The sequence below is a fragment of the Streptomyces sp. 2-1 genome, from assembly GCF_048564895.1.
GTDB lineage: Bacteria > Actinomycetota > Actinomycetes > Streptomycetales > Streptomycetaceae > Streptomyces > Streptomyces phaeochromogenes.
Genome location: NZ_CP183383.1, coordinates 5,725,358 through 5,748,185, shown reverse-complemented (window position 1 = coordinate 5,748,185; position 22,828 = coordinate 5,725,358). Strand labels below are relative to the sequence as shown.

The following is a 22,828-nucleotide window of genomic DNA, read 5'->3' as shown; positions in this document are numbered from 1 at the left end:
GCACGTCCCCGTAGGGTCACGTCCGCGTAAGGGCACGTCTACGTAGGGGCACGTCAGCACAGGGGCACGCCTGCGTAGGGTGCTGCCATGGGAGATCTTGAGATACGACCGGCTGTCCCGGACGACGTCCCTGCCATCGTCGCGATGCTCGCCGACGACCCTCTGGGAGCGCAGCGCGAGTCACCGGACGACCTGAGCCCCTATCTGGCCGCTCTGGAGCGCCTGAGCAACGATCCGAACCAGCACCTGGTCGTCGCCGTGCGCGAGGGCCGTGTCGTCGGCACGCTCCAACTCACGATCATTCCGGGCCTGTCCCGCAAGGGCGCGACCCGCTCGATCATCGAAGGCGTACGCATCCATGCCGACGAGCGTGGCAGCGGCCTGGGCACCCGTTTCATCGAGTGGGCGATCGACCGTTCCCGAAGCGAGGGCTGCCAGTTGGTGCAGCTGACCTCCGACGTCAGCCGCACCGACGCCCGCCGGTTCTACGAACGGATCGGCTTCACGGCATCCCACGTCGGGTTCAAGCTGCAGCTCTGAAGTAGGCGGATCCCGGCCGCCGAGTCGGTGCACAGGTCCGCGCGCGGCGAGGAGCGCCCTGTTTCACGTGAAACATCACGCCCCCGCCCACGCAGCTCACCCATCGCAGGGCGGCTAACGGATCCCGCGCCACCCCTCAGGATCCACGCCACCCGGCACGGAAGCCCCCTCCTCGTACGGCTGCCGGGTGAACACGAACGACCCGAGGTCCAGGTGGTCCACCGATCCGTCGGGGCGCTGTACGGCCCTCAGGGCCTCGCCCGCGTAATAGCCGTCGAGTCCCGTCCAGGTCCCGTCTCCGTTGGCCCGGAAGCGCGAACGCCGGCCGTTGCCGGACAGCGGCCCGAACGAGACACCCCCATCGGCCGTGAGGCGCAGCGCGAAGGCGTGCGTCCCCCAGTACCAGGGTCCTGCCAACTGCAGTACTGAACGGTCGACCTCGGGCAACGGCCGCCACGGCTCGGGGATCCGGGGCTCGGCCTCGGCGACGATACGTACGAGATCGGCGGCGACCGTGAACACCGGCGGGCCGGACGTGCAGTTGGCGAGCACGACGGCGGCCAGGTCGTCCTCAACGCTGATCATGAGACCGGCGACGAAGCCCGGAAGGGAACCGGAGTGCCCTGCAAGCATCCGGCCGTCCCGGTACTGGACCTGCATACCGAGGCCGTACGCGCTGCCGGCCGCCACCTCCTCGGCTTCGGCCGGCGCGGCGGGCGTACGCATCTCCCGTACGGAGGCCTCGCTCAGCACCCGGTCGTCGCCCTTGGCCAGGAAGGCTGCGAAGCGAGCCAAGTCGCCCGTGGTCGACCAGATTTGGCCTGCCGGTGCCATCCGGCCGAGGTCCTCGACGGGCTCCGGCAGCATCACGTCCGCCCAGGGATGCACGGCCCAGCCGCCCGCGTGCGGTGCTTGAGGTTCCGCACCCGTGCGGTGCAGCCCCAGCGGTTCGAGCACCTCGTTCCGTAGGGCTTCCTCCCACGGGACGCCCCTCAGTTCCTCCACCAGCGCGCCCAGCAGCGTGTAGCCGGGGTTCGAGTAGTGGAACCGCCGTCCGACGGGATGCCGGTGCGGCTGCTCGCCCAGCACGTCGGCGAGCTCGGGACGCAGTGATCCGGGGGTGCGCTCCCACCAGGGGGCGGGCGATTCGGCCGCCAATCCGCTTGTGTGCGCGAGGAGTTCGGCGATCGTCGCCTCCCCCGCGCCGGTACCGGGAAGGTACTTCTCCAGCGGATCCCCCAGGTCCAGGACGCCTTCGTCGCGCAGCCGCAGCACCAGGACAGCGGTGAACGTCTTGGTGATCGAACCGATCCTGTACTGCACGTTCTCGTCCGGCCCGTGCCCGTCCACCGAGGTGCGGGAACCGTGCCAGACCGTCTCTCCGCCCCGGACGACCGCCGCCACCAGCGACGGCGCCCGCCCTTCGGCCTGAGCGGTGGAGATTCGGTGCAACAGGGCCCGGCGCGTGGCGGGGAACAGTTCTTCCGCAGGTGTCGTCATGGCCCAAGTCCATCTGCCCCGGCGTCCCGCGTCGAGCGCATTTGAGCCCGCCGCGGGATCTCGCAGCCCACGAATCAGAGGTCAGGCGTCAGGGGTCACGGGTCAGGGGTCACGGGTCACGGGTCACGGGTCACCGCAAGCGTTGCGCACGCAGGACGGTGTCGTGGGTGTGGTGGGTGCCGGCGGGTGCGGGGGCGGTTCGTGGGCGGGTTTCGTTGATCAGGACGGTCCAGTCGTGGTCGAGGAGCTTGGCGATGTCGTCCGACTGGTAGTAGTCGCCGGGGTCAAAGCCCTGCTCCGGGCGTGGGGGCAGGTCGGCGAGGTCGTGACTGGCGAAGAGCAGGGTGCCGCCGGGTGCGACGGCGTTCAGCAGGCCGCGCAGGGCGGCGTGATCCGGCTGGAGTGAGAGCGGGAAGTACTGGACGGACACCAGGTCGAACGCGTCAGCCGGAGGTGGCGTGATGGTCAGGTCGGCCCGTGTCCAGGCCACCCGGCCCTCGCTGTCCACGGCAGCGGCTGCCGCGCGCTGCAGGGCGGTCGTCGAGATGTCGACCGCGGTGACCTGCCAGCCGTGCCGGGCCAGCCAGAGGGCGTCGGCGCCTTCACCGCATCCGACGTCGAGCGCCTGGCCCGGCGGCAGGCCGGTGACCTCGGTGACGAGCACTCCGTTGGGGTCGCCGCTGAAGACCTGGTCGCGGCTGCGATACATCTCGTCCCAGAACTGTGCGTCCATTGCCCGTACCTCGCCTGGTGGGTCGGATGCCATGGCGCCGGTCGCCCATGGCCTGCCGTCAACGTGGCCCCGCCCATGACGAACCGACAAAGTTCTTTGCGAAAACTGCAAAGCGTGGGCACAGTGAACGCATGAGCGACGAGTTCGACACCGTGCTGGCCGCGGTCGGGCCACGGTTGCGCGAGTTGCGTCGCCGCAGCGGGGCCACCCTGACCGCCCTGTCGGAGACCACCGGCATTCCGGTCAGCACCCTGTCCCGGCTGGAGTCCGGGCACCGCAAGCCGGGCCTGGAACTGCTGTTGCCCCTGGCCAAGGCCTATCAGATGCCGCTCGACGAACTCGTCGGCTCCCCGCCCGGCCTCGACCCCCGGGTATACCCGCAGCCGTTCACCCGCAACGGCATGACCGTCATCCCGCTGACCCGCAAACCCGGCGGACTGCAGGCGTTCAAACAGATCCTCCCCGCGGGCCCGACCGACCGCGAACCCGATCCCCGCTCGCACGAGGGGTATCACTGGCTGTACGTCCTCAACGGACGACTGCGCCTCGTACTCGCCGACCAGGACCTGGTCCTCACCACGGGCGAGGTCGCCGAATTCGACACCCACCTCCCTCACTGGTTCGGCAACGCCGACGAACGTCCGGTGGAGTTCCTGAGCATCCTCGGCCCCCAGGGCGAGCGCTTCCACATCAGGGCCCGCTACCGACGCGACTGACCGGCCGCGCCCTCATCACTGTCCGAACGGACGTGTAGGGTCTCGCCGCCGATGACGTGATGAGTCTGCGGCTGAGCCACCGAGCACGAGGACCACATGCGAGCTCAGATCACGCGCCGATTAGTTTCCCGCGCCGCGTCGGTCTGTACGCGCGAGACCGACTCACGGAAGGCTGGCGCCATGCGGAAACTGATCTACGGCATGAACCTGTCCCTGGACGGCTACATCGCCGCTCCCGGCGACGACATCGGCTGGAGCGTGCCGAGCGACGAGCTGTTCCAGTTCTGGTCCGACCAGTTGCAGGCGACCGAGCTGACGCTGTACGGGCGCAAGTTGTGGCAGATGATGAGCTCCCACTGGCCGACCGCCGACCAGCAGCCGGGCGCCACCCCGGCGGAGATCGAGTACGCGCGCCGCTGGCGGGACATGTCGAAGGTGGTGTTCTCCTCGACGATCGACAAGGTCGACTGGAACACCCGCCTGGTCACCGGCGACGCGGTCGCCGAGATCACCCGGCTCAAGGCCGAGGACGGCGGCCCGATGGACATCGCCGGCGCGACGCTCGCCGGGGCGGCCATGCGGGCCGGGCTGATCGACGAGTACGTACTGGCCACCGCGCCCGTCCTGGTGGGCGGCGGCACGCCGTTCTTCACCGCGCTGGACAGCTGGGTGAACCTGAACCTGGTGGAGACGCGGACGCTTCCCTGTGGCGTGATCCTGACCAGGTACGAGACGAGGCGCTGAGCGCCCGTCACCCGACTCGACCGCCTACCGGTCCACGCGAACGTGAACGCCACCACTGGGACGCGAAATCTGAGCCCCTGCAAGGACGACGATCAGGTCTGTGCCATGTCCACGAAGCGGGAGTAGTGGCCCTGGAAGGCGACCGTGATCGTGGCCGTCGGGCCGTTACGGTGCTTGCCCACGATGATGTCCGCCTCGCCGGCGCGCGGCGACTCCTTCTCGTACGCGTCCTCGCGGTGCAGCAGGATCACCATGTCCGCGTCCTGCTCGATCGACCCTGATTCACGCAGGTCGGAGACCATGGGCTTCTTGTCCGTGCGCTGCTCGGGGCCACGGTTCAGCTGCGACAGCGCGATCACCGGCAGCTCAAGCTCCTTGGCCAGCAGCTTGAGGTTTCGCGACATGTCGGAGACCTCCTGCTGTCGGCTCTCGGACCGCTTGCCGCCCGACTGCATCAGCTGCAGATAGTCGATGACCACGAGCTTCAGATCGGCACGCTGCTTGAGGCGACGGCACTTGGCGCGGATCTCCATCATCGACAGGTTCGGAGAGTCGTCGATGTAGAGCGGGGCGGCCGAGACGTCCGGCATCCGGCGCGCGAGCCGGGTCCAGTCCTCGTCGGTCATCGTCCCGGAACGCATATGGTGCAGGGCCACGCGCGCCTCGGCGGACAGCAGACGCATCGCGATCTCGTTGCGGCCCATTTCGAGCGAGAAGATCACGCTCGGCATGTTGTGCTTGATCGAGCAGGCCCGTGCGAAGTCCAGCGCCAGCGTCGACTTACCCATGGCGGGACGGGCGGCGATGATGATCATCTGGCCCGGGTGGAGACCGTTGGTGAGCTGATCGAGGTCGGTGAAGCCCGTCGGCACACCGGTCATCTCCCCCGACCGCGAACCGATCGCCTCGATCTCGTCGAGCGCGCCCTCCATGATGTCGCCGAGCGGCAGATAGTCCTCGGTGGTGCGCTGCTCCGTGACCGCGTAGATCTCCGCCTGGGCGCTGTTGACGATCTCGTCCACGTCACCGTCGGCCGCGTACCCCATCTGCGTGATGCGGGTACCGGCTTCGACCAGGCGGCGCAGCACAGCCCGCTCGTGGACGATCTCCGCGTAGTACTCGGCGTTCGCCGCCGTAGGGACCGTCTGGACCAGGGTGTGCAGATAGGAAGCGCCGCCGACCTTGGTGATCTCGCCGCGCTTGGTGAGCTCGGCGGCGACCGTGATCGGGTCGGCCGGTTCGCCCTTCGCGTAGAGGTCGAGGATCGAGCCGTAGATGGTCTCGTGCGCCGGCCGGTAGAAGTCGTGGCCCTTGAGGACCTCGACGACGTCGGCGATGGCGTCCTTCGAGAGCAGCATGCCGCCGAGAACGGACTGCTCGGCGTCCAGATCCTGCGGCGGCACTCGCTCGAATGCCGAACCTCCGCCGTCCCAGGCTCCGTTGTCCGAACCGCGGTCGTGCTGGTCGTCCCTGCCCCGGCCACCGTCGCGGCGCTGGCGGGAGGCGGGCAGACGATCACTGGGACCGCTGTCGGCCCACGGATCGTCCAAGGGCTCGGAAATACTCACCGGGCCACCTCCTCCCGTCCGCCGAGCGGACCTCGCCGTGCCCCTCATTCCTACGGCACGACACTGACAAATGAGATGCCCAACTCCGGTTCTGACGCGTCGGTTTTGTGAGGTTTCCGAGGACGGAGAAGCGAGCGGGTGCCGCACCACGGTAGGCCCGCGGGCACCGTCAGCCAATCTGGTTATCCACAGGCCATGTGGACGACGGCCCCGATGCTGTGGAGAACCCGCCAAAACCTGTGCACGACCCGGTGGACAGGCCTGTGAACAAGCACTCAGCATCATTTCCGCACCCATTCTGACCTGCGAATATCCCGTCCACCGGCTGTGCAGAAGAAAAACTTTCCCGGTCGGATCAAGATCGACGCTAATGGCGCCCCGCAGCGCATCTCACGAGATTGAAGGTAAGGGTCATAGGATACTTGCATCTCTTACCTGTGGAAGATTAGATTGATGCACATGACACAGGCTCCCGCGGCACCCAAGGCCGCCCGGCGACGGCACGACCGAGAGATCGTCGCGCTGGCCGTTCCGGCCTTCGGCGCACTCATAGCCGAGCCTCTCTTCCTCATGGTCGACACCGCGATCGTCGGCCATCTCGGCACCGCGCAACTCGCCGGTCTCGGCATCGCCTCGGCTCTCCTCGTCACAGCCGTGAGCATCTTCGTCTTCCTCGCGTACGCCACCACGGCCGCCGTCGCCCGACGGGTCGGGGCGGGCGACCTCCAGGCCGCGATCCGCCAGGGCATGGACGGCATCTGGCTGGCCCTGCTGCTCGGCGCCGCCGTCATCGCCGTAGTGCTGCCCACCGCACCCGCTCTGGTGGAACTCTTCGGCGCCTCTGACACCGCCGCTCCCTACGCCACCACCTATCTGCGCATCTCGGCCCTCGGCATCCCCGCGATGCTCGTCGTCCTCGCCGCCACCGGCGTCCTCCGCGGCCTGCAGGACACCAAGACACCCCTCTACGTCGCCATCGCGGGCTTCGTCGCCAACGGCGCCCTCAACACGGGCCTCGTCTACGGCGCGGACCTCGGTATCGCCGGCTCCGCCTGGGGAACCGTCATCGCCCAGTACGGCATGGCCGCCGTGTACCTCGTCGTGGTGGTCCGCGGAGCGCGGAAGCACGGGGCATCCCTACGGCCGGACGCCGCCGGGATACGCGCCTGCGCCCAGGCTGGCGCACCTCTCCTGGTCCGCACCCTGTCGCTGCGCGCGATCCTGATGATCGCCACCGCCGTCGCCGCTCGCCTCGGAGACGCCGATGTCGCCGCGCACCAGATCATCCTGTCGCTGTGGAGCCTGCTCGCCTTCGCCCTCGACGCCATCGCCATCGCGGGGCAGGCCATCATCGGCCGCTATCTCGGCGCCGGAGACGCCAAGGGAGCCCGTGAGGCCTGCCGCCGCATGGTGGAGTGGGGCATCGCCGTCGGCGTCGTCCTGGGCGGCCTGGTGATCCTCAGCCGTCCCCTGTTCCTGCCGCTCTTCACCAGCGACTCGGTGGTCCACGACACCGCACTGCCCGCGCTGCTCATGGTGGCGCTCTCCCAGCCGATCTGCGGGATCGTCTTCGTCCTGGACGGCGTACTGATGGGCGCGGGGGACGGCCCGTATCTCGCATGGGCCATGATCCTCACCCTGGCGGTCTTCGCTCCGGTGGCACTGCTCGTGCCCGTATTCGGCGGCGGGCTGACCGCCGTCTGGGGAGCGATGACTCTCATGATGACCGTGCGAATGCTGACCCTGTGGCTGCGCACACGGTCGGGCCGCTGGATCGTCACAGGCGCCACGCGCTGAGCAAACCCGCTCCGGCGCCGAGGAGGTACGTGGGGCCGCTCGGTTTCACGTGAAACAACGAGCATTCCGCCCCCGTTCCGCGACGACGGATTCGCTTCGTTTCACGTGAAACACCAGCCGCCCGTGGGTCCTGCCGGAGGCGCGCTCCTTCCCGCAGGCCCAGCAAAACAGTGAGGGCCGCACCCTTGGGGTGCGGCCCTCACATGTACTGCTAGTGCACCGCTTACGCGGCGACGACCTCGATGTTGACCTTGGCGGCAACCTCGGGGTGCAGACGCACGGACGTCTCGTGAGCGCCCAGCGTCTTGATCGGCGAGCCCAGCTCGATGCGGCGCTTGTCGACGTCGGGGCCACCGGAAGCCTTGATCGCCGAGGCGACGTCGGCCGGGGTGACGGAACCGAAGAGACGACCGGCGTCGCCGGAGCGAACGGCCAGACGGACCTTCACACCTTCGAGGCGGGCCTTGATCTCGTTGGCCTGCTCGATGGTCTGGATCTCGTGGATCTTGCGAGCACGACGGATCTGCTCGACGTCCTTCTCGCCACCCTTGGTCCAACGGATCGCGAAGTTCCGCGGGATCAGGTAGTTGCGAGCGTAGCCGTCCTTGACGTCGACGACGTCGCCCGCGGCGCCGAGGCCGGAGACCTCGTGGGTGAGGATGATCTTCATTAGTCGGTCACCCTTCCCTTATCGCGCGGTGGAGGTGTAGGGCAGCAGCGCCATCTCACGGCTGTTCTTCACAGCCGTGGCGACGTCACGCTGGTGCTGCGTGCAGTTGCCGGTCACGCGGCGGGCACGGATCTTGCCGCGGTCGGAAATGAACTTCCGCAGCATGTTCGTGTCCTTGTAGTCCACGTACGTGACCTTGTCCTTGCAGAATGCGCAGACCTTCTTCTTAGGCTTGCGCACAGGCGGCTTCGCCATGTGTGTTTCTCCTGTGTGATCAAGAAGTGTGGGTACGGCCCACCCTCAGCCCGTGGGCTAGAAGGGGGGCTCGTCCGAGTAGCCGCCGCCGGAGCCGCCGGCAGCGCCGCCGGAGCTTCCGCCCCAGCCGCCGCCACCGCCGCCGCCCTGCTGGCCGCCGCCTGCAGGAGCGCCGGTCGCCCAGGGGTCGTCGGCGGGAGCCCCGCCGCCACCCTGCTGCTGACCGCCGCCGGGGCCTCCGCCCCAGCCGCCGCCACCGCCGCCGCCCTGCTGGCCGCCGCCGAAGCCACCGCCACCCTGACCGCCACCACGACCACCGGGGGTCTTGGTGACCTTGGCAGTGGCATAGCGCAGCGAGGGGCCGATCTCGTCAACCTCGAGCTCCACGACTGTCCGCTTCTCGCCCTGCTGCGTCTCGTACGAACGCTGCCGCAGTCGCCCCTGGGCGACGACACGCATACCGCGCGTCAGCGATTCGGCGACGTTCTCTGCGGCCTGACGCCAGATCGACGCACGGAGGAACAGCGCGTCGCCGTCCTTCCACTCGTTGGTCTGGCGGTCGAACGTTCGAGGCGTCGACGCGATCGTGAAGTTCGCGACGGCCGCACCGGACGGGGTGAAGCGCAGCTCGGGGTCGTCGGTTAGGTTTCCGACGACGGTGATGACGGTCTCGCCTGCCATGGGGGAACCTCTCGGCGGTTTTGCTGCGGGCTTGCTGCTACTCGAATCCCAGGAACCGCTGAACTAGGAAGTTCAGTGGGTCTCGGGACGGAGGACCTTGGTCCGGAGGACCGACTCGTTCAGGTTCATCTGGCGGTCGAGCTCCTTGACGACCGCAGGCTCGGCCTGCAGGTCGATGACCGAGTAGATGCCCTCGGGCTTCTTCTTGATCTCGTACGAGAGACGACGACGGCCCCAGGTGTCGACCTTCTCGACCTTTCCGTTGCCCTCACGGACGACGGAGAGGAAGTTCTCGATCAGGGGGGCGACAGCGCGCTCCTCGAGATCGGGGTCGAGGATGACCATCATTTCGTAGTGACGCATGTGGAACCCACCTCCTTTGGACTCAACGGCCACGGTCGTTCCGTGGCAGGAGGGTTGTGATGCGTACGCAACGGTATCGGCCGCCACTGACAATCGGGCCCACCGATCAGCGAACTGAGCGGGGGATCGTGCCGTGGCCCGGGCAGACACCGGTGCAGAGGGTACAGACTACCTGCACACCGGCTTGCGGTTGAAATCCGGGGCCCGAGACCGTCAATCTGTACACATCGGGTGTGTATGGCGCTACGATGCGCCGCCTTCCGCAGGAGGTGCCACATGGCACAGGCATTGCGACCCAACTCCAAGACCGTCGGTTCCCTCTTCGCCACCGACCACAAGCCCCATCCGCTCCAGGACACCCTGCTCGCCGTGACGCTGGTCCTCGGAGTGACGGCCTTCGTCACCGCGATGTTCCACAGCCTCCATCTGCTCAGCTCGTGGACGGGACTGGTGGGCATCCTGACCGGGGCGGCCGGACAGTTCGTCTCCGTGACGACCCGGGAGCGCTTCGGGCTGATCCTGGGTCTCGGTGCCTCCGCCGTCGGCTTCTTCCTCGGCATGGCACACGGCGGCCTCTTCGGCGGCGTCATCGGCTGACCGGCGCCCCGGCCCTCGGGAGCCGCCGGCCCGCGGTCTCCACAACCTCCGGCCCCACGGCCGGACAACACCTCCGGGTGCCCCGGCCACGTATTGGTCGGGGCACAGGTTCCATACGGCCAGACGAGGCGCTCGCAGGGCGCAGTAGGCTTCGGCGCGAGAGCCGGAGCCCCTGTACCCATGGGGACACACCAGCCCGAGGAGCGCCCCGAATGAGCCTGACCCTGAGGACCATCAGCCGAGAGCAGCATCTGGCGTACATCCAGAGTCTGCCCGCGGCTAGCCACATGCAGGTCCCGGCCTGGGCAGACGTGAAGGCCGAGTGGCGCTCCGAGAGCCTCGGATGGTTCGACAACAGGTCCGGCGAGATGGTCGGGGCGGGTCTCGTCCTGTACCGCCAGCTGCCCAAGATCAAGCGCTACCTCGCCTATCTGCCCGAGGGCCCGGTCATCAACTGGTTCACGCCGAATCTGACCGACTGGCTGGATCCGATGCTCGCGCACCTCAAGCAGCAGGGCGCCTTCTCCGTGAAGATGGGCCCGCCTGTGATCATCCGGCGCTGGGAGGCCGCTTCGATCAAGAAGGGCATCCAGGACCCGGACGTGAAGCGCCTGCGCGACATCGAGGCGGACTTCATCGAGCCGCGCGCCTTCGAGGTCGCCGACAAGCTGCGGCGCATGGGCTGGCAGCAGGGCGAGGACGGCGGGGCGGGCTTCGGCGACGTACAGCCCCGCTACGTCTACCAGGTGCCGCTGGCCAACCGGTCGCTGGAGGACGTCCACAAGGGCTTCAACCAGCTCTGGCGGCGCAACATCAAGAAGGCCGAGAAGGCCGGCGTCGAGGTCGTCCAGGGCGGCTACCAGGACCTGGAGGAGTGGCAGCGCCTCTACGAGATCACGGCCCTGCGCGACCACTTCCGGCCCCGACCGCTCGCGTACTTCCAGCGCATGTGGACGGCCCTCAACACCGAGGACCCCAACCGCATGCGGCTGTACTTCGCCCGGCACGAGGGTGTGAACCTCTCCGCCGCGACGATGCTGGTCGTCGGCGGGCACGTCTGGTACTCCTACGGAGCCTCCGACAACATCGGGCGCGAGGTCCGGCCCTCGAACGCGATGCAGTGGCGGATGCTGCGCGACGCCTACGCGCTCGGCGCCACCGTCTACGACCTGCGCGGCATCTCCGACTCGCTGGACGAGACCGATCACCTCTTCGGCCTCATCCAGTTCAAGGTGGGCACCGGTGGGCAGGCCGCCGAATACCTCGGTGAGTGGGACTTCCCGCTCAACAAACTGCTCCACAAGGCGCTCGACATCTACATGTCGCGCCGCTGACGTACCAGAATTCGCCTTCACACCTCTGATACACCGCTGCCACGAGAAAGGTTCCAGGTCCGGCCATGGCGCTCACGCTCTACGTCGACACCGCACGCTGGCGGGCGCACCACAAGCACGTGTCCGAGCAGTTCCCGGGGCTCGTCCCGGTCTGCAAGGGCAACGGCTACGGCTTCGGCCACGAGCGGCTCGCGGACGAGGCCACTCGCATGGGCTCCGACGTCCTGGCCGTGGGCACGACGTACGAGGCCGCACGGATCAAGGACTGGTTCGGCGGCGACCTCCTCGTGCTGACGCCGTTCAGACGGGGCGAGGAGCCCGTACCACTGCCTGACCGGGTCATCCGCTCGGTGTCGTCGGTCGACGGCGTCTACGGCCTTGTGGGCGCCCGTGTCGTCATCGAGGTCATGTCCTCCATGAAGCGGCACGGTGTGAGCGAGCAGGACCTGCCCCAGCTCCACGCCGCCATAGAGAACGTGCGCCTTGAGGGCTTCGCGATCCACCTGCCCCTGGACCGCACCGACGGCTCGGACGCCGTCGAGGAGGTCATCGGCTGGATGGACCGGCTGCGCGCGGCCCGGCTGCCGCTGCACACCATGTTCGTCAGCCACCTCAAGGCCGAGGAACTCGCCCGGCTGCAGCAGCAGTTCCCGCAGACCCGCTTCCGTGCCCGCATCGGCACGCGGCTGTGGCTGGGGGACCACGACGCCACCGAGTACCGCGGAGCCGTCCTGGACGTCACCCCTGTCTCCAAGGGCGACCGTTTCGGCTACCGCCAGCAGAAGGTCGCCTCGGACGGCTGGCTGGTGGTCGTGGCGGGCGGTACGTCGCACGGAGTGGGTCTGGAAGCCCCGAAGGCCCTGCACGGCGTCATGCCGCGCGCCAAGGGCGTCGCCAGGGCCGGTCTCGCCACGGTCAACCGGAACCTCTCACCGTTCGTCTGGGGCGCCAAGCAGCGCTGGTTCGCGGAGCCCCCGCACATGCAGGTCTCGATCCTCTTCGTGCCCTCGGACGCCCCGGAGCCGAAGGTCGGCGAGGAGCTGGTGGCCCATCTGCGGCACACCACCACGCAGTTCGACCGCATCGTCGAACGCTGACAGCGGGGAGACACCAAGCCCCGCACACAGACGAAAGGCCGTACACGGAATCCGTGTACGGCCTTTTACGTGACTCGCCCGCGCCCTGTTCGCTCAGGGCGAACGCCGCTTCGTCGGTTCGTCGTCGGCGCCCCACTCCACGTACGGCCCGTCGAAGTGTGCGGCGTGCCGCGGCGGGTGGGCCGCGGCTCCCAGGACGAAGACGTCCTGCGCGCCGTCGAGCACGCCACCGGACGGGTCGTCGTCACCGGACCGGCGCACCACGTCCCGCTCCGGCATGAGGATGTCGCGCACGATCACCGCGCACAGATACAGCGTCCCCAACAGGTGCACGGCGATGGCCAGTTGGTACCCCTCCTGCGGCAGTCCCTTGTGGGCGTCCCCGCTGGTCGTGTACGCGAGGTACATCCAGATGCCGAGGAAGTACGCCACCTCGCACGCCTGCCAGATCAGGAAGTCCCGCCACTTCGGACGGGCCAGCACGGCGAGGGGCACCAGCCACAGCACGTACTGCGGCGAGTAGACCTTGTTGGTGAGGATGAAGGCCGCGACGATCAGGAACGCCAGCTGGGCGAAGCGCGGCCGGCGCGGAGCGGTCAGCGCGAGAGCCGCGACACCCACGCAGGAGATAAGCATCAGCACCGTGGCGAACGTGTTGACCGTGTCGGTGTCGAACGGGGTCTCCATGCGCTGGGACAGGATCAGCCAGAAGGAGCCGAAGTCGACGCCGCGTTCCTGGCTGAACGTGTAGAACTTCGACCAGCCCTCGGGTGCCAGCAGCATGACCGGAAGGTTCACGACCAGCCAGGAGCCGACGGCACCGAGCAGCGCCGTACCGAACTCCCGCCACCTGCCCGCGCGCCAGCACAGTACGAGCAGTGGCCCGAGCAGCAGCGCAGGATAGAGCTTGGCGGCCGTGGCGAGCCCCAGCAGGACTCCGAAGGCAAGCGGGCGGCTCCGTGCCCACATCAGCATCGCCGCGGCCGTCAGAGCGACGGCCAGCAGGTCCCAGTTGATCGTGGCGGTCAGCGCGAAGGCAGGCGCCAGAGCGACCAGCAGGCCGTCCCAGGGGCGCCTCCGGTGGGTGCGGGTCACGCAGACGGCGATGACGGCCGCACACGCCATCAGCATCCCGGCGTTGACCATCCAGTAGACCTGCTCCTGGTCCTGGATGCTGCCGCTGCCCGGCGTCAGCCACGAGGCGACCTCCATGAACACACCGGTCAGCACCGGGTATTCGAGGTACTCCATATCGCCTTCGAGCTTGTCGAAGTACGGCACCAGCCCGTCGGCGAAGCCCCGCCCCTGGTAGAGGTGCGGGATGTCCGAGTAGCAGGCATGTGTGTACTGCGAGCTGGCCCCGAAGAACCAGGCGCCGTCATAGCAGGGCAGCTTCTGCACCATGCCGAGGGCGAACATGCCGATCGCGACGAGCGCGATGATCCGCACGGGAGTCCACCAGGACGTCCCGAGCAGCGCACGCCGCCCGAGAGGACCACCGAACAGTTCACTGCCGGTCGCGGCAACCGGGTCCTCCTTGGTCGGCCGCACCAGATCTGGCTCGTCCACGCTCGCTCGCGTCGTTTCTGCGCTGGGCATGCCGCACATCCTGCCGTACGCGCCTAGGAATACGCCGAGGGCCGTCACACCGAGTCGGTGTGACGGCCCTCGTTTCACGTGAAACACCTCACTGCGGATGTTTCACGTGAAACACCCCGTGGAGGCAGCTATCCGGTTGATCATCCGAAGATGCCGCCATTGCCATTACCTCTGGTATTGCCTGGATCTTCGGATTCCGTGGGTGAGGACGTCACCCCGCCGTCTGTGCCACCGGTCTCGGTGCCACCGGTTTCGGTCCCGCCGGTGTCCTCGCATTCGAAGGTGCCGAAGGGGCCACAGGTCTCGCTCGCGGAGGGCGAGGGAGTGGTCTCCGTCTCGCTGGGCTCCGTACTGGGCTCGGGCTGCTCCTCTTCGGACTCGGTGGGCGTGGGAGTCGCGCTCGGGGTCGGAATATCGTTGACGACCTCGCCGATGGGCTCGGCCTCCGGGAAGTCCTCAGCCGGCTCGCCCTTGAGCGCCTGCTCCATGTAGTCGTGCCAGACCTCGGCCGGGAACGAGGCACCGTGGATGGTCTCCTGGCCACCCGTGCCGTACATCTCCAGGAACGGACGACTCTTCTTGGTCTCGTCGTCGTCCATGCGGTACATGCTGACCGCCGTCGACAGCTGCGGCGTGTACCCGACGAACCAGGCGGACTTGTTGCCGTCCGTCGTACCGGTCTTACCGGCCACCTCGCGGCCGTCGAGCTGGGCCGAGGTACCCGTTCCGTCCTCGACGACGGTCTTCAGGACGTCGGTGACGTTGTCGGCGACCTGCTCAGTGAAGGCTTCCTTGGCCGCGGACTTGTGCTTCCACACGCTGCCCCCCTCGTACTCGACCTCCTTGACCGAGAACGGGTCGTTCTGCTGCCCGCTGGTCGCGAACGTCGCGTACGAGCCGGCCATGCGGATCGCGCTGGGGTCGGAGATACCGATGGAGAAGGACGGGAAGGTGGTACCCGTCAGACTGTTCGGCCTGAGGCCGGCGTTTTCCGCCGCCTTCTTCACCTTGTCCAGACCCACATCCATGCCGAGCTGCACGAAGGCGGAGTTCGCCGAGACCCTCATGGCCTCACGCAGATCGATCCGGTAGTTCGGCGGAGAGCCGTACGACGCGTCGTCGTCGTTGGTCTGGAGCCACTCCTTGCCCTTGTCGTTCTTCCAGACACTGCCGTCGTAGGTCTTGATCTTGAGTTTGTTCTTGCCGCTGTAGAAGCTGTCCGGCGAGACCTTGGTGCGTTCGTCCTGTGCCTGGGACTCCCCGAGGTCGGGGTCGCGCTTGCCGTCCTGCATGGCGGCCGCCAGGACGAACGGCTTGAACGTCGAGCCGACCGCGGCACCGGTCTCATCGGCGTTGTTGGTGAAGTGCTTGGTCGCGGACTCACCGCCGTAGATGGCGACGATGGCTCCGTCCTTCGGGTCCACGGAGGCCCCGCCGAACTGGACGTGTGTATCGGTCTTCGGCCGACGCTTCACGTCGAGGTTCTCCTTGCGAACCTTCTTCACGGCCTTCTCGAGGTCGGCGACCTTCTTCTTGTCGAAGGTCGTGTGGATCTCGTAGCCGCCCTGCCGGAGCTGTTCCTCGGTGATGTCGGTGTTGTTGATCACATAGCCCTTGGCGAGATCGACGAGGTAGCCGATCTGACCGCCCAGCTCGGAGCTGGACCGCGGGTTCTGGAGCTTGGGGAGTTCCTTGAACTCGGCCCGCTTCGTGGCCGACAGGTGCCCGTCCTTGACCATCTCGTCGAGGATCCAGCTCCATCGTTCCGTGGCCCGCCTGGTGTTGGCCTCTTGCGTGGCCCCGGGGTCGATCGCCGTCGCTCCCGCGGGGTCGTAGTACGTGGCGCCCTTCAGAACAGCAGCGAGAAGGGCGCACTCGCTCTCGTCCATCTCGGTCGCGTCCTTGCCGAAATACGAACGAGCGGCCGCCTGAAGGCCGTAGGAGGTGCGGCCGTAGTAGGCGGTGTTCAGGTACCCCGCCATGACCTCCTCCTTGGGCTCGGTGCGGCCCACCTTGATGGAGACAAGCAGTTCCTTGAACTTCCGGGACACCGTCTGTGACTGGTCGTTCAGCATCGCGTTCTTCACGTACTGCTGGGTGATGGTCGAGCCGCCCTGCGTCTCGCCGCCCTTGGCCATGTTGAAGAGCGCGCGGCCGATACCCACGGGGTCGATGCCCTTGTCGGTCTCGAACTTCTTGTTCTCGGCCGACATGACGGCGTACCGCATCGCCTCGGGGATCTGCTCGTACTTGATGTTCTGGCGGTTGGTCTCACCGCCCGTGGACACCATCGGCTTGTTGTTGGCCCAGTAGTAGACGTTGTTCTGCGCCTTCGCGGCGGCAGCGACGTCCGGCACGCCCACCATGGCGTACGCGATGCCCGCCACGGCCATCAGGCTGCCGCAGAAGCCGATGAACGTACCCGTCACGAGCTTCCACGAGGGCATCCAACGTGCCCATCCGTACTTGCCCGCGCGCGGATAGTCGATGATCCGCTTCTTGTAGGGGTCGGGCTCGCGCCCTCTGCCCCGCCCAGGGCCGTTGGGCCCGCCGGGACCACCACGCCGGCCGCCACCACCGTGGCCGCCGTTCCCCGCCCCGTCGGCGGCTCTGCGCCTGCCACCGCTGGTGCTGCTTCTCTGTGCTGCCCGCCGGGCCTCTGCACGGCTGCCGAACGGGCGCTCCTCACCTCCCGAGTCATAGGAGTCGGAAGGAGACCCGGTGGCGCTCCGCGGCGCCGCACGGCGGCCGGAGGACGACCCGGTCTGGCCGCGTCGGGCCGCGGCACGTCCGCCGCCTTGCGGCTGCGGCGGTTTGCGACGGTGCTCGCTCATCGAACGATTACTCCTCGGGCAGGCGCACCTGAGCGCGCCTGGAAACGGCGGCTGGTTTCCGGTCCCCCCGAAGTACGGATGCGGTCGTTCTTACATTCATCCGTACTGCACCGAGGACGAGGACGTCCCCATGCGTCACTCGGTTCCCGGTGGTTTGCATGGCGCACAGACTACGCACCGTCAAAACCTGCCTAGCACCGAAGTTCACCCCAAATCAGGCAACTTGCTTCCTACGAATTGGTGATGTGACCCCGTTCACGATGCCCCCTCTTGTCGCATGCGACGGACCGATCTATCGTTCTGATGTATCGAGTCGATACATCAGCTCGGCATAAAGACCGTCACGGCAAGACCGCGGCAGAGAGGAGGCGACGATGAGCCGGCGTTCCGGGATCCTCGAGTTCGCCGTCCTCGGCCTGCTCCGCGAGTCCCCGATGCACGGCTATGAGCTGCGCAAACGTCTCAATACGTCACTGGGTGTGTTCCGTGCGTTCAGCTACGGGACGCTCTACCCCTGCCTCAAGACGCTGGTCGCCAGCGGCTGGTTGATCGAGGAGCCGGGGAACACCCCCGAGGACGCGCTCGCGGCGCCACTCTCAGGGCGTCGCGCCAAGATCGTCTATCGGTTGACGGCCGAAGGTAAGGAGCATTTCGAGGACCTGCTCTCACAGACGGGTCCCGACGCGTACGAGGACGAGCACTTCGCGGCTCGCTTCGCCTTCTTCGGCCAGACGTCACGGGATGTACGGATGCGGGTCCTCGAAGGCCGCCGCAGCCGTCTGGAGGAGCGCCTGGAGAAGATGCGTGCCTCTCTGGCGCGCACCCGGGAGCGCCTCGACGACTACACCCTTGAGCTCCAGCGCCACGGAATGGAGTCCGTGGAGCGCGAAGTGCGCTGGCTGAACGAGCTCATCGAGAGCGAGCGGGCCGGACGGGACCAGCAGCGTCCCGGACCGGACGGCTCCGCTCAGCAGAACAGCACATCTGGGGAGTCGGGCGGCCTGCCCCGGCCCGGGGACACTCCCGGGCCGGATCCGTCCGATGACACTGCCACGTGAAGTCCTCTCAGGGCTTCACCGAGTACACACAGGGAGCAACCGGAATGGGTTCGGTGCGCGTAGCCATCGTCGGCGTGGGCAACTGCGCCGCGTCGCTGGTCCAGGGAGTCGAGTACTACAAGGACGCCGACCCGGCGTCCAAGGTGCCCGGCCTGATGCATGTCCAGTTCGGCGACTACCACGTGGGTGACGTCGAGTTCGTCGCCGCCTTCGATGTCGACGCGAAGAAGGTCGGCCTCGACCTCTCGGACGCCATCGGTGCCAGCGAGAACAACACCATCAAGATCTGCGACGTCCCGAGCAAGGGCGTCACGGTCCAGCGCGGTCACACCTACGACGGTCTCGGCAAGTACTACCGCGAGACGATCGAGGAGTCCGCCGAGGCCCCGGTCGACATCGTCCAGATCCTCAAGGACAAGCAGGTCGACGTCCTCGTCTGCTACCTGCCCGTCGGTTCCGAGGACGCGGCGAAGTTCTACGCCCAGGCCGCCATCGACGCCAAGGTCGCCTTCGTCAACGCCCTGCCGGTCTTCATCGCCGGCACCAAGGAGTGGGCGGACAAGTTCACCGAGGCGGGCGTCCCGATCGTCGGCGACGACATCAAGTCGCAGGTCGGCGCCACCATCACGCACCGCGTGATGGCGAAGCTGTTCGAGGACCGCGGTGTCCGCCTCGAGCGCACGATGCAGCTCAACGTCGGCGGCAACATGGACTTCAAGAACATGCTGGAGCGCGACCGCCTCGAGTCGAAGAAGATCTCGAAGACGCAGGCCGTCACCTCGCAGATCCCCGACCGCGACATGGGCGCGAAGAACGTCCACATCGGTCCCTCGGACTACGTGGCCTGGCTGGACGACCGCAAGTGGGCGTACGTCCGCCTCGAGGGCCGTGCCTTCGGTGACGTCCCGCTGAACCTGGAGTACAAGCTCGAGGTCTGGGACTCCCCGAACTCCGCTGGTGTCATCATCGACGCCCTGCGCGCCGCGAAGATCGCCAAGGACCGCGGCATCGGCGGCCCGATCCTCTCCGCGTCGAGCTACTTCATGAAGTCGCCGCCGGTCCAGTACTTCGACGACGAGGCCTACGACAACGTCGAGAAGTTCATCAAGGGCGAGGTCGAGCGCTAAACCGCTTGATGTGCCGCTCTGTTGAGGGTCCCCGGGTCGCAAGCCCGGGGACCCTCCTCGTATGTGAGGCTGTGCCCCATGGCTGTCGTGCGTGACCTGCGCGTCCTCCTGCGCTTCGGGAACTTCCGGCGTCTGCTCGCCGTCCGGCTGTTGTCGCAGGGTGCCGACGGCGTCTATCAGGTCGCGCTCGCCACATACGTCGTCTTCTCACCGGAGAAGCAGACCTCGGCGGCGGCGATCGCCTCGGCAATGGCGGTCCTGCTGCTCCCGTACTCCCTCGTCGGCCCCTTCGCCGGCGTCCTGCTGGACCGCTGGCGGCGCCGCCAGGTCTTCCTGTACGGGAATCTGCTGCGGGCGGTGCTGGCCGCCCTGACGGCCGTCCTCATGCTGAGCGGCGTGCCGGACTGGCTCTTCTACGCGTCCGCCCTGTGCGTGACCGCGGTCAACCGGTTCGTCCTGGCCGGCCTGTCCGCCGCACTGCCCCGCGTCGTCGACTCCGAGCGCCTGGTGATGGCCAACTCCCTTTCACCCACGGCCGGAACGCTCGCCGCGACCCTGGGCGGCGGTCTCGCCTTCGTCGTCCGTCTGGTCGCCTCGGACTCCGACGCGGCGGTCGTCCTCGTCGGAGCGGCCCTCTACGTGTGCTCAGCGCTTGCCTCGCTGCGCCTGGCGCCGGAACTTCTGGGACCCGACCGGGAGTTGGTGCATCCACGGTTGAAGGCGGCCCTGGTCGGCACGGCGCACGGCCTGACGTCAGGCGTACGTCATCTGGCCCAGCCCCCACGACGGGAGGCCGCCCGGGCCCTGGCCGCGATGACGCTGATGCGGTTCTGCTACGGCGCCCTGACGGTCATGGTGCTGATGCTCTGCCGGTACGCCTGGTCGTCGGGCTCGGACGACGACGGGCTCGCCCTCCTGGGCCTGGCCGTGGGGATCTCCGGAGCGGGCTTCTTCGCCGCGGCAGTGCTGACCCCGGCGGCGGTCGGCCGACTGGGGCCGAGCGGCTGGATCATCGCCTGTGCCGGATCCGCCGCGGTCCTGGAACCGGCACTCGGGCTGCCGTTCGCCGAAGTCCCCATACTGGTCGCGGCCTTCGTCCTCGGCCTGACCACCCAGGGCGCGAAGATCGCCACGGACACCGTGGTCCAGTCGTCCGTCGACGACGGCTTCCGTGGCCGGATCTTCGCCGTCTACGACGTTCTGTTCAATGTGGCCTTCGTCGCCGCCGCCGCGATGGCCGCGCTGATGCTGCCTCCTGACGGCCGCTCGGTCCCGCTGGTGGTCACGGTGGCCGTTATCTACGGGGCAGTTGCTGTGACTATGGCCCGCTTTGAGCGGCAGTAAGTGTCACATCAATGACACAGAGCCACTGTGGGCTACAGAGTTGTCAGTGGCGGCCGGTAGCTTACGTGCGTCTTATTTCGCGCCACGCGCCTACGTCCGAGGGGGACCCTCAAAGTGACCACTCCGCCGCCCCAAGGCCAGAACCCGTTCGCACAGGGGCAGCCGCCTCAGGGCCAGAACCCCTACGGGCAGCCTCCGAGCGGGAACCCGTACGGCCAGCCGCAGCCCGGAGACCCCCAGCAGTCCCCGTACTTCAACCAGGGCGCGCCGGTTCCGCCGCCCGCTCCGGCGCGTAGCGGCTTCAAGAAGTACCTGCGGTTCATCATCCCCGTGGCCGCGCTGTCCATAGCCGCCGGCACCTACTTCTTCGGTGGCGACGACGCCACGAAGCTCCAGGCGGGCGACTGCCTGCGCAACACGGGCTCCGACTCCAACGCCACAGTCGAGAAGCTCGACTGCAGTGACTCGAAGGCCACCCACAAGGTTCTGGCGAAGAAGGACGGCTCCAGCCTGGCGCAGCTCGCCTGCCAGTCCGTCCAGGGCACCACTGCCGCTCTCTCCTGGCAGGAAGGGTCCGACTCCTTCGTGCTCTGCCTGGCGGACAACAAGTAGGAGCGGTGCAGACGCGAGGGGCGTTGTTTCACGTGAAACAACGCCCCTCGGCACGTTCTGGTCCGGGAAGCGAGTCATGTTTCACGTGAAACATGACCCCGCCTCGCATCCTCAGTTCTGTGCGGCCCACCACTCCTTGAGCGCCGACACCGCTGCGTCGTACTCCATCGGCCCGTTCTCCAGACGCAGTTCCATGAGGAACTTGTAGGCCTGCCCGATGACCGGGCCGGGCGCGACACCCAGGATCTCCATGATCTGGTTGCCGTCGAGGTCGGGCCGGATCGCGTCCAGCTCCTCCTGCTCCTGAAGCTGGGCGATGCGCTCCTCCAGGCCGTCGTACGCACGGGAGAGCGTGGTGGCCTTGCGCTTGTTGCGCGTCGTGCAGTCCGAGCGGGTCAGCTTGTGGAGGCGGTCGAGGAGCGGGCCCGCATCACGCACGTACCGGCGGACCGCGGAGTCCGTCCACTCCCCGGTGCCGTAGCCGTGGAAGCGCAGGTGCAGCTCGACCAGACGCGAGACGTCCTTCACGAGCTCATTGGAGTACTTGAGCTCGGTCATCCGCTTCTTGGTCATCTTGGCGCCCACCACCTCGTGGTGGTGGAAGGAGACCCGACCGTCGTCCTCGAAACGACGCGTCCGCGGCTTGCCGATGTCATGCAGCAGTGCGGCCAGGCGCAGCGTCAGGTCGGGACCGTCCTCCTCCAGCGCCATCGCCTGCTCCAGGACGATCAGCGTGTGGTCGTAGACGTCCTTGTGCCGATGGTGCTCGTCCCGCTCCAGGCGCAGCGCGGGCAGCTCGGGCAGCACCCGGTCGGCGAGCCCGGTGTCGACGAGCAGTGTCAGTCCCTTCCTCGGGTGCGCGGACAGGACCAGCTTGTTCAGCTCGTCGCGCACGCGCTCGGAGGAGACGATCTCGATGCGCTCGGACATGGCCTTCATGGCCGCGACGACGTCCGGTGCCACCTCGAAGTCGAGCTGTGCGGCGAACCGCGCGGCCCGCATCATCCGCAGCGGGTCGTCGGAGAAGGAGGCTTCAGGAGTGCTCGGAGTCCGCAGAACGCGCGCGGCAAGATCGTCGAGCCCGCCGTGCGGATCGATGAACTCCTTCTCGGGGAGCGCCACGGCCATCGCGTTCACCGTGAAGTCACGGCGCACCAGGTCCTGCTCGATCGAGTCGCCGTACGAGACCTCGGGCTTGCGCGAGGTCCGGTCGTACGCCTCCGAGCGGTAGGTCGTCACCTCGATCTGGAAGCTCTGGCTGACGTCTCCGACGCGGGCGTCCTTCTGCCCGCCGACCGTGCCGAAGGCGATCCCGACCTCCCACACGGCGTCCGCCCAGGGCCGCATGATCTTCAGTACGTCCTCGGGCCGGGCGTCGGTCGTGAAGTCGAGGTCGTTGCCGAGCCGGCCGAGGAGGGCATCCCGGACCGAGCCGCCGACCAGGGCGAGGGAGAACCCGGCCTCCTGGAAACGGCGGGCGAGCTCATCGGCGACGGGGGACACCCGCAGCAGTTCGCTCACCGCGCGGCTCTGCACCTGATTCAGGGCACTGGGATTGTCTTCGTTGGCGTTCGGCACAACAGAAAAGGGTACGTGGCCCGGACCCCCGCGGGCGCCTCCATTAAACGTGCACGGACACCTTCCCTCGTCCCTGCGGAG

At 67.6% G+C, this 22,828-nt stretch carries 21 protein-coding genes; 11 read left to right on the top strand and 10 right to left on the bottom strand.

Annotated features, from left to right (window positions below; all coding sequences use genetic code 11):
- The first annotated feature begins 87 nt into the window (after positions 1-87).
- Positions 88-540: a GNAT family N-acetyltransferase gene (locus ACN20J_RS25275; protein WP_189841547.1), complete on the top strand. Its 453-nt coding sequence runs from the start codon at positions 88-90 to the stop codon at positions 538-540.
- Positions 541-654: 114 nt separating this feature from the next.
- Here ACN20J_RS25275 and ACN20J_RS25270 read toward each other — a convergent pair whose 3' ends face one another.
- Positions 655-2,040, bottom strand: coding sequence for a serine hydrolase domain-containing protein (locus tag ACN20J_RS25270; RefSeq protein WP_419666863.1), 1,386 nt, complete (start codon positions 2,038-2,040; stop codon positions 655-657).
- Positions 2,041-2,170: 130 nt separating this feature from the next.
- Positions 2,171-2,773 carry a class I SAM-dependent methyltransferase gene (locus ACN20J_RS25265; protein WP_419666862.1) on the bottom strand — a complete coding sequence of 201 codons (603 nt, stop codon included), beginning with the start codon at positions 2,771-2,773 and terminating at the stop codon, positions 2,171-2,173.
- A gap of 131 nt (positions 2,774-2,904) precedes the next feature.
- On the opposite strand from ACN20J_RS25265, the gene ACN20J_RS25260 reads away from it, so the two are divergent.
- Both ACN20J_RS25260 and ACN20J_RS25255 read left to right on the top strand, forming a co-directional pair.
- The gene (locus tag ACN20J_RS25260) at positions 2,905-3,489 is read left to right on the top strand and encodes a helix-turn-helix domain-containing protein (protein WP_189841544.1); all 585 of its coding nucleotides are present in this window, start codon (positions 2,905-2,907) and stop codon (positions 3,487-3,489) included.
- Between the two features lie 180 nt (positions 3,490-3,669).
- Positions 3,670-4,233, top strand: coding sequence for a dihydrofolate reductase family protein (locus tag ACN20J_RS25255; protein WP_362296772.1), 564 nt, complete (start codon positions 3,670-3,672; stop codon positions 4,231-4,233).
- Positions 4,234-4,325: 92 nt separating this feature from the next.
- Here the strand turns inward: ACN20J_RS25255 and dnaB are convergent, their stop codons facing one another.
- A complete protein-coding gene (dnaB, locus tag ACN20J_RS25250) occupies positions 4,326-5,801 on the bottom strand; it encodes a replicative DNA helicase (protein WP_189841542.1) in 1,476 nt (491 codons plus the stop codon).
- Between the two features lie 459 nt (positions 5,802-6,260).
- Between dnaB and ACN20J_RS25245 the strand changes: the two genes are divergently transcribed.
- The gene (locus tag ACN20J_RS25245) at positions 6,261-7,598 is read left to right on the top strand and encodes an MATE family efflux transporter (RefSeq protein WP_419666861.1); all 1,338 of its coding nucleotides are present in this window, start codon (positions 6,261-6,263) and stop codon (positions 7,596-7,598) included.
- A 223-nt stretch (positions 7,599-7,821) separates the two neighbouring features.
- Here the strand turns inward: ACN20J_RS25245 and rplI are convergent, their stop codons facing one another.
- From rplI to rpsF, 4 genes are all read right to left on the bottom strand, one after another.
- Positions 7,822-8,268, bottom strand: a complete 447-nt coding sequence (gene rplI, locus ACN20J_RS25240; protein ID WP_055610620.1) for a 50S ribosomal protein L9 — start codon at positions 8,266-8,268, stop codon at positions 7,822-7,824.
- Positions 8,269-8,286: 18 nt separating this feature from the next.
- Positions 8,287-8,523 carry a 30S ribosomal protein S18 gene (gene rpsR, locus ACN20J_RS25235; protein WP_003949403.1) on the bottom strand — a complete coding sequence of 79 codons (237 nt, stop codon included), beginning with the start codon at positions 8,521-8,523 and terminating at the stop codon, positions 8,287-8,289.
- A gap of 57 nt (positions 8,524-8,580) precedes the next feature.
- Positions 8,581-9,204 (bottom strand): single-stranded DNA-binding protein, encoded by a 624-nt coding sequence (locus tag ACN20J_RS25230; protein WP_189841540.1) that lies wholly within the window; start codon positions 9,202-9,204, stop codon positions 8,581-8,583.
- A 72-nt stretch (positions 9,205-9,276) separates the two neighbouring features.
- Positions 9,277-9,567, bottom strand: a complete 291-nt coding sequence (gene rpsF, locus ACN20J_RS25225) for a 30S ribosomal protein S6 (protein ID WP_055610618.1) — start codon at positions 9,565-9,567, stop codon at positions 9,277-9,279.
- Positions 9,568-9,843: 276 nt separating this feature from the next.
- On the opposite strand from rpsF, the gene ACN20J_RS25220 reads away from it, so the two are divergent.
- From ACN20J_RS25220 to ACN20J_RS25210, 3 genes are all read left to right on the top strand, one after another.
- Positions 9,844-10,164, top strand: a complete 321-nt coding sequence (locus ACN20J_RS25220; protein WP_189841539.1) for a hypothetical protein — start codon at positions 9,844-9,846, stop codon at positions 10,162-10,164.
- A 212-nt stretch (positions 10,165-10,376) separates the two neighbouring features.
- Positions 10,377-11,498, top strand: coding sequence for a lipid II:glycine glycyltransferase FemX (locus ACN20J_RS25215; RefSeq protein WP_189841538.1), 1,122 nt, complete (start codon positions 10,377-10,379; stop codon positions 11,496-11,498).
- 65 nt (positions 11,499-11,563) lie between these two features.
- Positions 11,564-12,595 (top strand): alanine racemase, encoded by a 1,032-nt coding sequence (locus tag ACN20J_RS25210; RefSeq protein ID WP_189841537.1) that lies wholly within the window; start codon positions 11,564-11,566, stop codon positions 12,593-12,595.
- Between the two features lie 93 nt (positions 12,596-12,688).
- Here the strand turns inward: ACN20J_RS25210 and ACN20J_RS25205 are convergent, their stop codons facing one another.
- Both ACN20J_RS25205 and ACN20J_RS25200 read right to left on the bottom strand, forming a co-directional pair.
- Entirely contained in the window at positions 12,689-14,203 is a 1,515-nt protein-coding gene (locus ACN20J_RS25205; RefSeq protein ID WP_361988820.1) for a glycosyltransferase family 87 protein, read from the bottom strand.
- A 131-nt stretch (positions 14,204-14,334) separates the two neighbouring features.
- Positions 14,335-17,028 (bottom strand): transglycosylase domain-containing protein, encoded by a 2,694-nt coding sequence (locus ACN20J_RS25200; protein ID WP_190230816.1) that lies wholly within the window; start codon positions 17,026-17,028, stop codon positions 14,335-14,337.
- A gap of 374 nt (positions 17,029-17,402) precedes the next feature.
- Here ACN20J_RS25200 and ACN20J_RS25195 point away from each other — a divergent pair, with 374 nt between their 5' ends.
- From ACN20J_RS25195 to ACN20J_RS25180, 4 genes are all read left to right on the top strand, one after another.
- Positions 17,403-18,086 (top strand): PadR family transcriptional regulator, encoded by a 684-nt coding sequence (locus tag ACN20J_RS25195; protein ID WP_189841535.1) that lies wholly within the window; start codon positions 17,403-17,405, stop codon positions 18,084-18,086.
- Between the two features lie 44 nt (positions 18,087-18,130).
- Positions 18,131-19,213, top strand: coding sequence for an inositol-3-phosphate synthase (locus tag ACN20J_RS25190; RefSeq protein WP_055610611.1), 1,083 nt, complete (start codon positions 18,131-18,133; stop codon positions 19,211-19,213).
- A gap of 78 nt (positions 19,214-19,291) precedes the next feature.
- Complete coding sequence (locus ACN20J_RS25185) at positions 19,292-20,557, top strand: MFS transporter (RefSeq protein WP_361888388.1); 1,266 nt, start codon at positions 19,292-19,294, stop codon at positions 20,555-20,557.
- A gap of 114 nt (positions 20,558-20,671) precedes the next feature.
- Positions 20,672-21,169: an LppU/SCO3897 family protein gene (locus ACN20J_RS25180; RefSeq protein ID WP_189841533.1), complete on the top strand. Its 498-nt coding sequence runs from the start codon at positions 20,672-20,674 to the stop codon at positions 21,167-21,169.
- 111 nt (positions 21,170-21,280) lie between these two features.
- Here the strand turns inward: ACN20J_RS25180 and ACN20J_RS25175 are convergent, their stop codons facing one another.
- Positions 21,281-22,747 (bottom strand): CCA tRNA nucleotidyltransferase, encoded by a 1,467-nt coding sequence (locus ACN20J_RS25175; protein WP_189841532.1) that lies wholly within the window; start codon positions 22,745-22,747, stop codon positions 21,281-21,283.
- Positions 22,748-22,828 lie beyond the last annotated feature (81 nt).